Below are 17,190 nucleotides of genomic sequence, written 5' to 3'. Positions count from 1 at the left end.
TAAGGCCGTCAAAGATTAAGGCCTTCAGAAGATCTGCAGAAATTAAACACAAGAACACAAGTCCACACAAGTCCACGGAATTTATAACTCAAAATAATAAGCGTTAAATCTGCGAGATTCGCGAGATCTGCGGGAAATAATTTTTCAGTAATAATTTATTAGAATTTAAATCCATCCATTCAACTTGTAGTACACCAACGCCGCAAACTCCCTCATACATGTGATCTCAAGTTTCAGATAATTCCAGTAATTATATCGTAGTCCCATATTTTGTGAAACATCGGGTGCGAATTTTTTTCCGCCAAGTTTTTTGTGACTATACTTCAAACTTATGTGCATTGCATTTTCGTAAGAAGAAATTCCGCCCAGTTTAGTATAATCAAGTTTTCGGAAAACCCGCATGGTGCGATACATATTTTCAGGAGAGGTAACAATTGCAACACCTGTATTTTCAAAACCTGGTCTGAAATTTTTCAGTTCCATAGCCTGTTCACGTGTATTTGTTCCTTTCAGCATCATTGAAATTCTGGTTGAATCAATTCCTGCATTGATCAGATAGCGTCTCATACTTTTGGCTACTGATGAATCCTTAGGATGTGCAAGGATGATGTCAGAATATTTATAAAATTTAGCAAGTTCTGCTGTATAGTAAAGTCGAATCAGATTCGATTCCGACGGCATACCACTTCCGCCAAGCATAATAATTGAATTTGGATAAAACCGAAACTTTGTGCCTTTATCGCCCAGCCAATGATGTATGTCGTATGGGATTCTTGTAAAAGCAATGACAGACATGAATAAAAATAGAATTCCCAGAAAAAAAATGAATCGCTTGATCAATCTGCTGATTCGAGGGAAATGTTTTTTCAATAATGGATTTGAGTTGTGCACAAATTGAAGAATGAATGACAATGTTACAAAATTGGTTTGAAATTCGTAGTCAAACACAAGAACACAAGTTCACAATAAGTGCACGGAATTAATTTTCCGTGCACTTATTGTGAACTTGTGTCCTTGTGTTTAAATTTCACTGATATAATGCTTAAATTCTTTCTTACATTCTTTGCCGTCAACGGTTGAAACCTCTTAAAAAAGGTCGTTTTCGTTCATCATTTTTATTAAATTTGCAGCAATCCACAACAATATTATGTCCGAAATTCCAAAAACTTACGACCCCTCGCAAACCGAAGATAAATGGTATGCCTACTGGATGAAAAACGGCTTTTTCAGGAGCGTTCCTGATGAGCGTGAGCCTTATACAATCGTCATTCCACCACCGAATGTGACTGGTGTATTGCACATGGGTCATATGTTGAACAATACTATTCAGGATGTATTGATTCGTCGGGCCAGGATGCTGGGAAAAAATGCTTGCTGGGTTCCGGGTACTGATCACGCTTCTATTGCAACTGAGGCAAAAGTGGTTGCAATGCTGAAAGAGAAGGGTATTAACAAGAAAGATCTTTCACGTGAAGACTTTTTAAAATATGCCTGGGAGTGGAAAGAAAAATACGGTGGAATTATTCTTGACCAGTTGAAAAAACTTGGTGCCTCGTGTGACTGGGACAGAACCCGATTCACTATGGAAGATGACCTTAGCGATGCTGTTATTGAAGTATTCATCGATCTATACAACAAAGGACAGATCTATCGTGGTGTAAGAATGGTAAACTGGGATCCGCAAGGAAAGACTGCACTCAGTGATGAAGAAGTAATCCATAAGGAAGTTAATTCCCGGTTAGTATATGTTCGCTATGCAATAATTGATGCTGCACTTGCTTCGATTCTAAAATCAAATTCTTCTGAATGGAATTTGTCAGAGAATTCATGGGAAGTTACTGCAGTTGGAAAAAAATATACCGGAAATGAATTCATAACGATCGCTACTGTACGTCCGGAAACAATTCTGGGTGATACAGGCGTATGCGTTCATCCTGATGATCCTCGTTATTCATCCATGAAAGGAAAGTTTGCTGTTATACCTATGGTAAATCGTCCGGTGCCAATAGTATTTGACACCTATATCGAAATGGAATTTGGTACGGGAGCATTGAAAGTTACTCCTGCACACGATATCAATGACTACAATCTTGGAGTAAAATATAATCTTGAAGTTATAGATACAATTAACGATGATGGTTCGATGAGTCCTGCCGCTCAGTTTTATATTGGCGAAGACCGTTTTACTGTTCGTAAAAAAATTATAAAGGATCTTGAAACTTCAGGACATGTCACTAAGGTTGAAGATTACAGAAATAAAGTTGGATATTCTGAAAGGACTGATGCTGTAATTGAACCAAAGTTGTCGATGCAATGGTTTCTGAAAATGGATACTATCAGCAAGCCTGCTTTGGAAAATGTTTTGAATGGAAATGTAAAACTGATTCCTGACAAGTTTATCAATACGTATAAACACTGGATGGAGAATGTACACGATTGGTGTATCTCCCGTCAGTTATGGTGGGGACAACGAATTCCTGCCTGGTATGATCCGAAAGGTCGTACTGTTGTTACGCGTACTTCGGCAGAAGCAATTGCATTGTTTAAAAAACAGTTCAGTGATTTTGAATTTACAGAAAAAGATCTTCGTCAGGATGAAGATGTACTTGATACATGGTTCTCTTCATGGCTATGGCCAATTAGTGTTTTTGATGGTTTCAAAGATAAAGGCAATAAAGACATTAAATATTATTACCCGACGAATGATCTTGTAACAGCTCCGGAAATTTTATTCTTCTGGGTTGCGAGAATGCTAATCGCCGGATATGAATGGATGGGTGAGAAGCCGTTTTCAAATGTCTATCTGACGGGTATTGTTCGTGATAAGCAAGGACGTAAAATGTCGAAGTCGTTGGGAAATTCTCCTGATCCGCTTGACCTGATTAAAAAATACAGCGCCGATGGCGTTCGTGTTGGAATGTTATTATCGTCTCCCGCTGGAAATGATCTTTTGTTTGATGAAGCTTTGTGTGAACAAGGAAGAAATTTTGCAAATAAGATCTGGAATGCTTTCCGACTTGTAAAAGGATGGAATGTTGGAGATGTAAAACAATCTGATGCAGATAAGATCTCTATCGAGTGGTTCAATTCACGGATGGCAGAACAGGTTGATATCATCAACGATCATTATTCTAAATTGAGAATGAGTGATGCTTTGATGTCATCATACAAATTGATCTGGGATGATTTCTGTTCATGGTATCTGGAAATGATCAAGCCTGATTTTGTAGATGGGCAGCCAATGCCTGTTTCGAAAGAAACAATGGATGCTACTATTTCGATCTTCGAAAATCTTCTGAAAGTAATTCATCCATGGATGCCATTTATCTCTGAAGAACTATGGCATTTGTTGAAAGAAAGAAAAGATAAAGATTGTCTGATCGTTGCTCAATGGCCGGTCTTCAAAACAAAAGATCAATCGTTGCTGACTGATTTTACTTATGCATCAGAGCTGATCACGCAAGTGAGAAATACCCGCAAACAAAAGAATCTTTCTCCAAAAGAAAAAGTTTCATTGTTTGCAAAGGATGCAGGTGCTTTGAAGAGTAAATTCAATGATGTAATAATCCGCCTTGTAAACTTGGATAAGTTTGATGCGGCAACTTCTAAAATTGAAAATTCATCTTCATTTCTCATAGGCAATCTGGAGTTTTATATTCCTTTCTCTGCCGGAATAAATGTTGCAGAAGAAAAAGACAGGTTGATGAAAGAACTTGATTACAACAAAGGATTTCTGAAATCAGTTCAGGCAAAACTTGCCAACGAGCGTTTCGTTTCAAATGCAAAGCCTGAGATTCTTGAGAATGAGAAGAAGAAACAAGCGGATGCTGAAGCAAAGATTCGGTCGATTGAAGAGATGCTCGGGTCTTTGAAGTAGTTTGTCATATCTGTTACAGGTTACAGGTTTCAGGTTTGCATGTTGCAACCTCCAACCTGTAACCTTTATCCTGAAACAATTTCTTAATTGAAAAAATTCTTCCGCTATTTTTTATATACTTTATTAATAGCCTTGACTTGTCTGATTGTCTGGGGTCTTTTTAATTTTTCATTAGTAACATACGGCTGGAATCAGTTAAAAGGCCAGATGCACATCATCAATAATTCGCGTCCGTTGACAGAAGTATTGAATGATAAAGAAATCCCTGATTCGCTGAAAGCAAAGATCCGATTTATAGATGTGATTGCAAAGTATGCATCTGATTCACTTGGATTAAAACGTTCTGAAAACTATACTACTTTGTATGATCAGAAGAACAAGCCAATTCTATGGGTGATAACTGCATCGGATCGTTACAAGTTAAATGCGTACCAATGGAAATTTCCGTTTTTGGGAAGTGTATCATATAAAGGATTTTTTGACTATGCGAAAGGTGCATATGAAGATTCACTCCTTCAGCTACAAGGGTATGATACAGATTACGGAGAAGTCAGTGCATGGAGCACACTCGGCTGGTTCAATGATCCGATTCTTTCGAATATGCTTTATCGAAGCGATGGACAATTAGCCGAACTCATCATTCATGAAATGACGCATGCAACTGTATACCTGAAAAGTAATGTAGACCTGAATGAAAATCTTGCCAGTATGATAGGTGAGGAGGGAGCCATACGTTTTCTGAATTCACATTTTGGAGAAAATTCACAGCAGGCAAAAGATTATGTTAACCGGAAAAATGATTACGATCTTTTCAGTAATCAGATGCTTCTTGCGAGGACTAAACTTGATTCGCTATACAAAACCTTTGATGGACTGAATACTGCTGTAAAAGATTCACTGAAGTCATATATGATTGAAGAAATAGTTTCCTCATTAGACACAGTTTCATTCCATAATAAAAAAAGGTACGCTTCACTTTTTGAAAAGCGCAAACCTAACAATGCATACTTTATGAATTTTGTGAGGTATGATTCGCAGAAAGAGGAGATGAGAAAAATATTAAATGAAAAGTATAAAGGAAATATTATTTTATATTTAAAATCTATTTCAAATTAATTTTTTTTGCACGGCCCTTAAGGGCCGTGCAAAAAAAATTATTACATATTTCTTCTGTATTGGCCACCCACTTCAAACAGCGCTCCGGTAATCTGTCCAAGCGAAAGATACTTTGCAGCTTCCATCAGATCCTCAAACAAATTCTTATTCTGAACAGCGCTCAATTGTAATTTACGCAATAATTCATCCTTCTTGTCAGCATGTCTTTTGTGAAGTTCATTCAGCATGTTGATCTGATATTCTTTTTCTTCTGAAGTAGCACGGATGACTTCACGCGGAACTACTGTAGGTGAACCTTTGCTCGACAAAAATGTATTTACACCAATGATCGGGAATTCGCCATTGTGTTTCAGTGTTTCATAATACAGACTTTCTTCCTGGATCTTTCCGCGTTGGTACATTGTTTCCATTGCGCCTAACACTCCGCCTCGTTCTGTGATGCGATCAAATTCAAGCATGACTGCTTCTTCAACAAGGTCTGTTAATTCTTCGATGATAAATGAACCCTGAGTTGGATTTTCATTTTTTGCCAATCCTAATTCGCGGTTAATGATCAACTGAATTGCCATTGCTCTCCGAACACTTTCTTCAGTCGGTGTAGTAATGGCTTCATCGTATGCATTTGTATGCAACGAATTACAATTATCATAGATTGCATAAAGTGCCTGCAGTGTTGTACGGATATCATTAAAATCAATTTCCTGCGCATGTAACGATCTGCCTGATGTCTGAATGTGATATTTCAACATCTGCGATCTCTCATCTGCATTGTATTTTAACTTCATCGCTTTCGCCCAGATCTTTCTTGCCACTCTTCCGATCACTGCATATTCAGGATCAATTCCGTTGCTGAAGAAGAAACTTAAGTTAGGAGCGAATTTGTTGATGTCCATTCCACGTGATAAATAGTATTCAACGTATGTGAATCCATTTGATAACGTCAATGCAAGTTGAGTAATTGGATTTGCTCCTGCTTCAGCAATATGATATCCGGAAATAGAAACTGAATAAAAATTCCGTACTTTTTTGTCAATGAAATATTGCTGTACATCGCCCATCAAACGCAATGAAAATTCAGTAGAGAAGATGCAAGTGTTCTGAGCCTGATCTTCTTTCAAAATATCAGCCTGAACCGTTCCTCTTACAACTTGTAGAGTATGTGTTTTTATTTTCTGATAAATATCCTGTGGTAAAACCTGATCACCTGTAACTCCTAACAACATTAATCCAAGTCCGTCATTTCCTTCAGGTAATGGGCCTTGATAAACTGGTTGCTTTGTACCTTTTACTTTAAAGATCTCATCGATCTTAGCTTTCACTGTATCCGTTAATCCATGCTCAACAATGTATTTTTCACATTGCTGATCAATTGCTGCATTCATAAAAAATCCGGTAATGATTGAAGCTGGACCATTGATGGTCATTGATACAGATGTTTTTGTATCTGCAAGATCAAAGCCACTGTATAATTTTTTTGCATCATCCAGACAACAGATAGAAACACCACTGTTACCGATCTTGCCGTATATATCAGGACGGTAATCCGGATCCTGACCATATAGTGTTACAGAATCAAATGCTGTCGACAACCGTTTTGCCGGCATGCCTTTGCTCACGTAATGAAAACGACGATTCGTTCTTTCAGGACCTCCTTCACCGGCAAACATTCTTGTCGGATCTTCTTCGCTACGTTTGAAAGGATATACTCCGGCAGTATATGGAAATTCACCCGGGAAATTTTCCTGCAGATTCCATTTCAGAATTTCTCCCCAGGCTTCAAACTTAGGAGTTGCAACTTTTGGTATGTGTGTATGTGAAAGTGATTCTGTATATGTTTTTACTTTAATGTCTTTTTCACGAACCTGGTAAACGTAAAATTCATCTCTGTATTTCTGTACTTTTCCCGGCCAGTCTTCAATGATCTTTCTGTTTTTTCCATCAAGATCCAATGCAACCTGTAAATAAAATTCTTCAAGTTGTTTGATCATTCTGTCTTTGTCTTCAAACTTTGATTCTTTCAAAGCATCTATTGACTTTCTGATGCCGAATAATTTTTGTGCAACACTTCCCTGATCAATTGTCCATTGTGCATATTTCCGAACAGTCTCAGAAATTTCACTTAGGTAGCGAGTACGGGCAGGAGGGATGATGTAAATTTTTTCTGACATCTCTCCGGTGATCTCGAAATGAGATTGAAGATCGATCTTTACTTTTTCATTCAATCTGTCAATGATTGAACGATAAAGCCGGTTCATTCCCGGATCATTGAATTGCGATGCTATAGTTCCATAAACTGGAAGCTCATCGTCGTTGGTTTCCCAAAGCTGATGATTGCGTTTGAATTGTTTTTTTACATCGCGCAATGCATCGAGTGCTCCTCGTTTGTCGAATTTATTTAATGCAATCACATCAGCAAAATCAAGCATGTCGATTTTTTCTAATTGTGTTGCAGCACCATATTCAGGTGTCATAACATACAATGCAAGGTCGGAATGATCCATGATCTCTGTATCGCTTTGTCCGATCCCTGAAGTTTCGAGAATGATCAGGTCATACGCAGCAGCTTTCAAAACATCAACTGCATCTTTCACATATTTCGACAAGGCAAGATTAGATTGACGCGTTGCCAATGAGCGCATATAAACTCTTGGATTGGAAATAGAATTCATGCGAATTCTGTCACCAAGTAAAGCGCCACCGGTTTTTCTTTTCGATGGATCAACAGAAACTATAGCAATATTTTTATCCTTGAAGTCGATCAGAAAGCGACGAACCAGTTCATCAACCAATGATGATTTCCCTGCACCACCGGTTCCGGTAATTCCCAGAACGGGAACTTGTGCAATCGTTTTTGTTTCAGTGATAGAATGAATTTTTTTGCGGATCTCAGCAAATTCCTTTTCGTTATTCTCAGCGCAGGAAATTAATTTAGCAATTGCCTTTGGATTTTTCTTAGTCAAATGGTCAACTTCTCCATTCATGTTCATTCCCGTTGGGAAATCACATTTTTGCAACATATCATTGATCATTCCCTGCAAGCCCATAGAACGGCCATCATCAGGAGAATAAATTCTGGTAATTCCGTATTCCTGAAGTTCTTTAATTTCTTCCGGAAGAATTACTCCACCACCACCACCGAAAATTTTTATATGTCCACAACCTTTTTCTTTCAAAAGATCATGCATGTATTTGAAATATTCAACGTGCCCACCCTGATATGATGTCATAGCAATTGCCTGAACATCTTCCTGTATTGCACAATCCACAACATCAAGCACACTTCTGTCGTGACCAAGATGGATCACTTCCGCACCACTCGATTGAATGATCCGGCGCATGATATTGATCGCTGCATCATGTCCATCGAACAAAGATGCTGCAGTAACAATTCTGATTTTATTTTTAGGGTGGTAGACTTCTATTTTATTCATTTTTTCAGGCAATCAAAATATTTGTGGCAAATATAGCCAATTTTGGCCTGAAAACTAGGGTCATGCAGTGGTATAATCTTCTAATTTTTATGATATTACAAGGTATTTGTATTATCTAATGACATCAGCGATAATTTATTTTGAATTTAATGTTGAATTAATTTTAATGAAATTTATGATGACGTAAACCATTCCTGCTTTTTATACTTGTATCAATATTAGTTCAATTGAATTTCAGATCGCTTAATTGGCGGATTGTCATTTTTTGTTTCTGTTTAAAAGCAACCTTAAAAATTATTATATTTGATTAAACTCTAACTCTGAATGCCTATGAAAAAAATCTCTACTCTGGTAACACTATTAATTTTATTTCAGATTTCATTTGCTCAGCAAAGTAAATTTTCAAAGATCTATTTTGATAATACAAATTATTTTTCAGCTGATGGAATGGTAAAGTCTTTTGATGGCGGTTTGATCGTCACCGGAATTTACAATTATACTTCTTCAGTAATGAAAATTGATTCCTTAGGAAATGTGGTCTGGGCAAATTCGTTTGGCTTTGGACAGAATGAATCTGTTAATGCTGTCGTCAGAACGACAGACTCCTGTTACGTTATGGCAGGAAAAGCGTATGATATTCTTGCAACAAATCTTGATATTCAAATCACAAAGATTGGGCAGTCAGGAAATTTGATCTGGTCTAAAATAATTAGTCTGCCTGAACATCAGGAAGCATTTGCAATTTCACCAACTGATGACGGCGGATTTATTTTAACCGGTAATGAAGGTTACATAAGTCCACCACACAACAGAATCCTCGTATCGAAACTCGATTCATTAGGAGATGTGGAGTGGTTGAAAGTGTATCAAGGCGGTAACAATTCCAATTATGGGAATTCAGTAAAGCAAACTCCTGATGGTGGTTATGCAGTAATTGGTTACGTTGAAGATTATCCGCCTTTCAATGGAAATGGATTATTGCTGAAATTATCATCAACAGGAATTGTAGAATGGGCAAACAAATATAATACAGTTACGCCTTCTGTTTTTGTTGGAAACGATCTGGTTATTACTCAGGATGGGATCATTTCATATTATAGTACCGGAAATGAACATGCTATTATCAAAACAAATTTTAGTGGAAATGATTACTGGAGAGAAACTATAAGCGGAGCAGTACCTGGCATGAATATTTTGAATACAGTTTCTTCGAAAATGAAGCTGCTCCAGGATGGTAATTTAGTTTTTGCAACAGGTAACAGAGGATTTGCTTCGCAATCATCAATCGTTTGTATTGATTCTACAGGAGGCTTTAACTGGTCACAATATATTACAAATAGTTCACATGATATTGAAGAAGCGGATGACCATGGGTTTTTCATTCTTGGGAATGGACCTTTGATCGGTGTCAGAACAACTACTATTACCAATCCACACGTTGGAATTATAAAATCTGACTCACTTGGGAATGCAGATCTTTGTACTTCAATAAATCCATCAGTAAGTATAAACTTCGGAACAACGACACAAGATCCGATTTCGATCACTGTTATTTCTTACTCTGCATTTTCCACTGCTGTATCACCAATCAATAGTGCAATGGTGATTTCAGAAATGACAAGTTGTGTTGATTTCATTGGTGGAATTGAAGATTGGTTATCTGATAAAATTGAAATCTCTCCAAATCCTTCTCATTCTTCGTTTAACCTTCATCTTCCCGGATTAACCGGAAATATTTTAATCAATATACAGGATGCTTCCGGAAGAATAACGTTTTCACAAAAACGAAACGTGAATTCTTCAGATGTAATAAATATTGAACCAGATTTATCAGCAGGAATTTATTTTCTCAGCGTGAATTCTTCAGCAAATAAGATTATTAAGAAAATAGTTGTACAATAAAATATAATCTAATTTGAAATAAAAGAGCTCCATAATTTAAATATTATGGAGCTCTTTTTTATTCTTAGAATATTTTCTCTCAAATGTTTCAATTTTTCGAAGTGCTGCCAACATGCCCGGTGAAGCAACTTCTGAATGTGTTTTTAAACTTTCTTTCAGTTCAGAATACAGTTCCGGATATTTCCGGCAGATCTTTTCAATCGCATAAGCGGCATAAGCCCGATTTGCAATTGGTGAATCATTTGAATTTAAAATCAGAAAGCAATTATCCACTAACAGCGATTCAAGTTTTTCCGGAACTTCTGCAAACATCAGAAGCTTTGCCAGATTTCTCTGAATTGCAGGATGTGATCTCACAGGGAGATGACTGATGATCCGCTTTAAATGCTTGTTCGCTAATTCAGGATATAGTTCAATGCAATATCCAATCGGCCACGAGGCTCTTTGTGCCAGACGTTCATCTTTCCCTAATGTAATCTTCAGTAGTTCATCGAAGTGGAGTTGATTTTTCCCAACATAGCGCACGATTTTTTTCATCTGAAGTGCACTATGTTTATCATCGATCAGATTCTTCAGATATGACATAAAGATTATTGTCTGATAATTTTCTTCGTTCTTTGAATTCCATCTGAACTTAATGTCAGAAAATAATTCCCTGAAGGCAGATCACTGATATCAAATTGCTGAGTGATCAATCCTTGTTCACTTGCAGATTTCAATGATCTGCATAGTTTTCCTGTTACATCAAATAATTCCAGTTGATGTTTTGCAAGTGTGGGGATAAAATATTGTACTGTGACCTTGTCGACAGCAGGATTGGGCGCTGGATCATATAATTGACAAGTTGTTATTATAGTACTTGTTATCGGCTGATTAATTCCTGTGGTTACCGATGAATCGATAATAATATTTTCATCACCGGGGAAATACAATGTATATGCAAAATAGACTAGCATCATTTCATCAGTTGTCCCTTCACCTAAATAAACCCAAGCCGGCGGATCGTTTGGATTTTCAGGATTTGCTGTTGTATTATCATAGAAGGCCGAAGAATAGATGACCGAACCTACCGGAATTTTTAAAACTCGCGGAAATGAATAAAGCCCTTGCCAGTGGAAATCCCATTCAGGAATATCGATGAATGGAATTGTATCGTTCAATGGAGTTACACCATATGAACGAATACTTCTTCCAAGCAAATGCATGTGCGGACCAATTGCCAAAGTAGAAATATCATAACCTAAGGTATAATGCGCGTCAAATGTTCTCGTCTGGTTTGGAGGTAAAATCAATGGTCCATTATCCAGGAAATAATGGTTCAGCGGCGCTTCAATTGCAATTTCGCGTTGCAGGTTAGAGCTTAACTTAAGATTGATCTTTGTACTGTCCATACGATTTGAAATACCACCCGGATAATGAACCTGCAGAATGACATTTGCATTAGGAAGTAATTTAATTCCCATTCCTGTCGGTGTAAAATATGCACTTTGTCCGGGGACCCAGATTCCAATCAACTGCGAAGTATTCGAACCCGTTCCACCAAAATTAGTGTAACCCGGATCCGGGTCTGCAGCATCGAGTTGAAGCGGAGTAGCAGAAGTATCTGAATAAATAAGAATGTGATGGACAATTGAACGGTCTCCCGGAATTGCTTCCAGACCGTTTATGTATTTTAATGTTGATTGACCGGTAGGAATTACGAAGCAACGATAAAGATCATCAGTAGTGTTCACAGTATACAAAGGTGCAGACAACACAAGATCAGGAGAACCTATTTCCCCACTACTTGAAAACACCGGTGCATCAGGTTCAAGAGAGGTATCTCCTAACAAAGTCCCATTGTTAACCCAGTCGGCAATGTCAGCAATTTCCTGATCTGTTAAAACCCGTTCGTGAGCAAGACGATTGTATGCCGGATCAGGCGGCCATGGTGGCATACTGTGATCCTGAACAGCATCAAGTATATCTGAAGCGTTGTCAGTTGCATCAGTGTAACTCATTAGTGAGAATGGAGCGATGCCATTCGCATTATGACAACTACTGCATTTTGAATAAATAATATTTGCCACGCGTGTCGACCAGTCAGTCTGAGCTGAGGCCTGTAATGTAATATGGGAAATCAAGAATATATAAAGTAACTTTTTCATAGTGTAAATATAAAATTATTTTGAAAGAATTCCATAATTATTACCTTGCCTACTTAATTCGATATAAAATGAGAAAAATTCTTTTATTGTCAGCATTGATATCAATTTATTTGACCGGGAAGGCACAAATAAATATCGGTAATCCGGGTGCAATAAAACCTACCAGTTTTAAAAATAAAGATATTGAACTGTATAAAACATTGACCACTTATTTTGTGATCAGAGAAGGGGATAAAGAAAATCAGACTGCAATTGAAAATATGTTAAAGCAAGTCTGGACATTTAATAAATTTCAAGTGATCGACTTTGACAAATATAAGACTATGACTGAAAATGAAAATGCTATCTTTTTTGGTCTGAGGAATTATAACAGTAGTTCCGATTACACATCAAATTCTGATCTGTTTGGTAAATACGCTCAATACTCTTCTCTCAGTATTCAATTGTGGAGAAACCTGAAAAAGGAAAAGCCCCAATTGTTGAATGAAGATGTACTTGCCTATATCAATCTGGGAACACATTGGAGAATGTCAAAGGAGTTGCAACAGCGGGTAAGCCTGGATGCTTTTGAATACATTTGTAAGACAGATACAATTGTAAAAGAATGGAGTTGGGGATATCTTAAAAATTATCTGCAGGAGATCAACAGGCATTTGGAAGCAAATAAGCCAAGATGGAGATTTGAAAGTGAAGTTGATAAGGAGAATATTTCAAAATTAAATTCACAGACCTTATATGTTAGTTCCGATGTAAAAGATCAATATGATAGAAGAGCAAAAGAAGATCCTTTTACAGAATATAAAGGTAAGAAGATTGAAATGATTTCTCCCGGAGATCTTTCTGAAAAAATTCTTAATTCAGAAATACCATTTTATTACATGAAGGTGTACATGCCATCATCAGATAAGATCATTACAATCATCAATAGCGCTACAGGAGAATATTTATATAGTGATTATAGTGGGATGGCGTATTTTTTCAAGGATAAGGATGTGAAGGAGTTGAATGGGAAACTTAAATAATTGATAATAATAACTAATAACTAATGATGATGATTTGGAAAGGTAACTCCGTCAATTAAATATAGAGCCTCTTATTCGTTTTTAGTTCTAGAAAAGTTCAGCTATCATACACCTTACACCACCACCACCAATAGTTTCAATTTCTGATATGTCTGAAGAAATGATTTTGGCGTATTTTTCAATCTGATTCAGCTGATTTTTATTGAAGCCGGCTTTTGCCTGATTGGACATTATAATTAATTGTTCATTCGAACTGTTCTTTAAGGCCAGACAATTTCCGCAGAATTTTTTTGTTTGTTCAAATGAGATTGAAATGATTTCTCGTCCTGTAGATCTTAAATGATCTTCTATCCGGCTTTTATCTGAATTTATAATTGCATCTGAACAAAGAATAGCAAAATTATTTGCAAGAGTCAAAATAACATTGGTGTGATAGATTGGAAATCCGTTTTCGTCATTTGCAGTAAATTGAAATACTTCATAGCTTGTTTCTTGTTTCCATTTCTCAATCGCAGCTACATTTGTTCGTTGTGAAATGCATGCATAAGCAAATTTCAAAGTGTGATCGAGGACCAGACTTCCCGTCCCTTCTAAAAATATATTTGAATTTTCAAGATAGGAAAGATCAGCAATGTTTGAATAATTTTGTTTTAAATACTCTATAAATTCTATCCGTTTTTCTCCACGACGGTTTAAAGCCATCATTGGATAAATCATCAAACGATTCGGTGGAAATGTGGAGAACCAATTGTTCGGATATAGTGCATCGGGTGTTGTTTCGTCGGGTGGACGAAGTACATGTACTCTTACTCCGGCGTTTACTAAAGTAGATTTGAAATTATTAAATTGACCTTGAACGTTATTTATTTTCTTCTCAATTTGAAACCGGTTGTCAGCAGCCGTTTCGGGATTATAAACAAATCCAATCGGTTCAATAAGGAGGATATTATCAGTAAGAATCATTCTGTCAATTTAATTTTTTTTGGAGGAAATGTGAAGAAAATAAATTTCCTTTAAATCCTTACACTTTATTTCAACGTATTTCGTTTATGAAAGTGAGTTATTTTTTTGTATTTCAGATCATGTCATGCAAATTATAGTAAAATCTTACATCATCATAGAATGACCAGAATCTTCAAAGCATATCGCTATACAATGTCGTATTATGCATCAAACCCCACGAGAATGAAAAATGAACCTGTAGGAAGCTACAATCACATGCAAGAAGACGAGCAGACCATGAATAGCATACAGGCTGATCCTGTTCCTGCTAGTTTGTACATGCTTCTTATTGTTGATGCTGTTTTAATTTCGGCATTAGCAGTTTTTGCGGCTCAGATCATCTTCTGATTTATTCAGACTAAAAAAAATTCAAACGATAGTCAGACAGACTGTCGTTTTTTTTTGTAAAAATTTCACCTGATTATACGATATGGTATTTTTACACCTCAATACTTGAAGATTAAATATTTTTAAATGAGGTGAATCCAAAAATTTTGTAAAGATCTTTTTTCATTTCTTCTGTTAAACCTTCTCCAAAGGTGAATTCATGCACAAATTGATCTTCTATAAATTTAATTTCGGATGTAAACAGTTCGTTCATCCGTTTATTCTGTAAATGTGGATTTTTTTTGTAAAATTCTGAAAGTTTCATATCTTAAGAGAGTCATTTTCATGCCACTGATCAAATTACCTGTAAATGGATGAAAATTAAGTCGGGAACAAATCAATTTTGAGAAAAATTGCCATGTAAAAGAGTAAGGAACGCTTCTAAATCCCGTTCATTTTACTATTTTTGAAGACTCTAACCAACCTCCCTAATTATGAAAAAGGAATTTTACTCTTGGCATTTTTATGCCTGATTTCAATTGTCAGTATCGCGCAAATTTCTCTCACACAATTTGCTCAAGGATTGGCTCTTCCAGTCGATATTAAAAGTTGTGGCGATGATCGTCTCTTTGTACTTGAACAAAAAGGAAATATCCAGCTTCTGGATACTTCCGGAATAATGTATTCCCGACCGTTTTTAAACATTCAGACACGAGTTCAATTGAGTTCAGAACAAGGGCTTTTAGGTCTTGCATTCCCTGATGATTATGCTACCACAGGATACTTTTATGTAAACTATACTGCTAAACCTAACGGTGAAACAAGAATTTCACGATTCAGAACTTATGCAAGTTCACCTGATTCTGCTGACCCAAACAGTGAAGAAATTCTGCTTCGCATTTATCAGCCTTATTCAAATCATAATGGCGGACATTTAGCATTTGGTCCGGATGGATATCTATACATTGGAACGGGTGATGGTGGATCCGGTGGAGATCCCGGAAATCGTGCACAAAACACTGATTCACTTTTAGGGAAAATGCTACGTATAATCGTTGATCCGTCAGATTCTACTTATTCAATTCCTCCTTCTAATCCATTTGCACATGATACTTCCAATGGTCGTCCTGAAATCTGGGCAGTCGGAATGAGAAATCCATGGAGATGGAGCTTTGATAAAGTGACCGGTGATCTCTGGATAGGTGATGTCGGTCAAGGTGCACAGGAAGAAATCGATTTCATTCCGGCCGGAACAACTGACTATCTAAACCTTGGATGGAATTGCAGAGAAGGTCTTGCTTCATATCCATCGTCACTTACTTGTGGTGTGGCAGCTGATTACTGGTCTCCGGTAAGAACATACTCTCATGCAGCAGGATGTTCGGTAACCGGTGGTTATATTTATCGCGGTGGAAAATACAATGAACTTTACGGAAAATATTTTTACACGGATTATTGCCAGTCTAACATTCATTATCTGGTTCCTAATGGAAGCGGTGGTTTCGCTGATACAGACCTTGGAAATTTAGGCGCTGCCAGTGTGATCTCTTTCGGTGTGGATAAAAATGGTGAATTGTACTGTGGAACATCAGGTGGAAACATTTACCGTTTTAGTTCAGCTGACTGTACTCCAGTAGCTGCAATTGCCAATGGAATCGATTCAATTTCCGATTGCGGAGCCGGCTCAGTAATTCTGAATGGCATAGTGAATGACGAATATTTTGCAAACTGGTATTTGGATGGGGCTTTATATGCTTCTGATACAACACAAATCCAGGGATTTCAAAATGGTACTTATGTTCTTGAAGTCATCAATGGCGCTTGTGTAAACAGAGATACAATTTATGTTAGTCTGGTTCCACCTCTGAATATTTCGTTTACAGGTCTGGATACGCTTTATTGTGTATATAATTCAACTGCATTCTTATTACCAAATGTTCTTGGTGGAACTTTTTCAGGACCGGGAATAAATCTTGCGAGCTTCAATCCCGCTATTGCAGGAGAAGGTATTCATACAATAACTTATACTTATACAGATGCTACAGGTTGTACTTATTCCGGTTCACAAAATGTTCGTGTCGATCTTTGTCTTGGAATTTCAGAGAACAATTGGTTGAATACAATTTCAGTATTTCCAAATCCGTCGAATGGAAGTTTTAACATTCAGGTTTATAGTACAAAAGATCGTAGTATGAATATGCTTATCACAAATAATATCGGACAATCAGTTTCGCAGGAAACATTTGTTGTCGGAGCAGGGGAGAGCACAATCGATATCGATACAAAATTACCTGCAGGAATTTATTTTGTAAGATTAACTGAAGGTGAAAACATTCTTGTTAAAAAAATTGTTGTTCAGTAAAAAT

Annotated in this window: 11 protein-coding genes; 6 read left to right on the top strand and 5 right to left on the bottom strand. The window is 36.9% G+C overall.

Features of this window, described 5'->3' with window-relative positions:
- Nucleotides 1–165 precede the first annotated feature (165 nt).
- The gene (locus IPL24_10340; protein ID MBK8364056.1) at nt 166–870 is read right to left on the bottom strand and encodes a YdcF family protein; all 705 of its coding nucleotides are present in this window, start codon (nt 868–870) and stop codon (nt 166–168) included.
- Between the two features lie 277 nt (nt 871–1,147).
- On the opposite strand from IPL24_10340, the gene IPL24_10335 reads away from it, so the two are divergent.
- Together IPL24_10335 and IPL24_10330 are read left to right on the top strand one after the other, a co-directional pair.
- Nucleotides 1,148–3,877 (top strand): valine--tRNA ligase, encoded by a 2,730-nt coding sequence (locus IPL24_10335; protein ID MBK8364055.1) that lies wholly within the window; start codon nt 1,148–1,150, stop codon nt 3,875–3,877.
- 87 nt (nt 3,878–3,964) lie between these two features.
- Nucleotides 3,965–4,993: an aminopeptidase gene (locus IPL24_10330; protein ID MBK8364054.1), complete on the top strand. Its 1,029-nt coding sequence runs from the start codon at nt 3,965–3,967 to the stop codon at nt 4,991–4,993.
- A gap of 41 nt (nt 4,994–5,034) precedes the next feature.
- Here the strand turns inward: IPL24_10330 and IPL24_10325 are convergent, their stop codons facing one another.
- Complete coding sequence (locus tag IPL24_10325; protein ID MBK8364053.1) at nt 5,035–8,424, bottom strand: methylmalonyl-CoA mutase family protein; 3,390 nt, start codon at nt 8,422–8,424, stop codon at nt 5,035–5,037.
- Between the two features lie 330 nt (nt 8,425–8,754).
- Between IPL24_10325 and IPL24_10320 the strand changes: the two genes are divergently transcribed.
- Nucleotides 8,755–10,326, top strand: a complete 1,572-nt coding sequence (locus IPL24_10320) for a T9SS type A sorting domain-containing protein (protein MBK8364052.1) — start codon at nt 8,755–8,757, stop codon at nt 10,324–10,326.
- 36 nt (nt 10,327–10,362) lie between these two features.
- On the opposite strand, the gene IPL24_10315 is transcribed toward IPL24_10320, so the two are convergent.
- Together IPL24_10315 and IPL24_10310 are read right to left on the bottom strand one after the other, a co-directional pair.
- A complete protein-coding gene (locus tag IPL24_10315) occupies nt 10,363–10,911 on the bottom strand; it encodes a hypothetical protein (GenBank protein MBK8364051.1) in 549 nt (182 codons plus the stop codon).
- Nucleotides 10,912–10,916: 5 nt separating this feature from the next.
- Nucleotides 10,917–12,473 (bottom strand): T9SS type A sorting domain-containing protein, encoded by a 1,557-nt coding sequence (locus IPL24_10310; protein MBK8364050.1) that lies wholly within the window; start codon nt 12,471–12,473, stop codon nt 10,917–10,919.
- Nucleotides 12,474–12,541: 68 nt separating this feature from the next.
- Here IPL24_10310 and IPL24_10305 point away from each other — a divergent pair, with 68 nt between their 5' ends.
- Nucleotides 12,542–13,495 (top strand): hypothetical protein, encoded by a 954-nt coding sequence (locus IPL24_10305; protein ID MBK8364049.1) that lies wholly within the window; start codon nt 12,542–12,544, stop codon nt 13,493–13,495.
- Between the two features lie 87 nt (nt 13,496–13,582).
- On the opposite strand, the gene IPL24_10300 is transcribed toward IPL24_10305, so the two are convergent.
- A complete protein-coding gene (locus IPL24_10300; protein MBK8364048.1) occupies nt 13,583–14,458 on the bottom strand; it encodes an amidinotransferase in 876 nt (291 codons plus the stop codon).
- Between the two features lie 159 nt (nt 14,459–14,617).
- On the opposite strand from IPL24_10300, the gene IPL24_10295 reads away from it, so the two are divergent.
- Both IPL24_10295 and IPL24_10290 read left to right on the top strand, forming a co-directional pair.
- Nucleotides 14,618–14,845, top strand: coding sequence for a hypothetical protein (locus IPL24_10295; protein ID MBK8364047.1), 228 nt, complete (start codon nt 14,618–14,620; stop codon nt 14,843–14,845).
- Between the two features lie 493 nt (nt 14,846–15,338).
- Nucleotides 15,339–17,186: a PQQ-dependent sugar dehydrogenase gene (locus IPL24_10290; GenBank protein MBK8364046.1), complete on the top strand. Its 1,848-nt coding sequence runs from the start codon at nt 15,339–15,341 to the stop codon at nt 17,184–17,186.
- Nucleotides 17,187–17,190: the final 4 nt, after the last annotated feature.

Source organism: Bacteroidota bacterium (assembly GCA_016711505.1).
Taxonomy (GTDB): domain Bacteria; phylum Bacteroidota; class Bacteroidia; order AKYH767-A; family 2013-40CM-41-45; genus JADKIH01.
The sequence above is the reverse complement of the archived record's forward strand: the minus strand, read 5'-3'. Positions and strand labels throughout refer to the sequence as shown.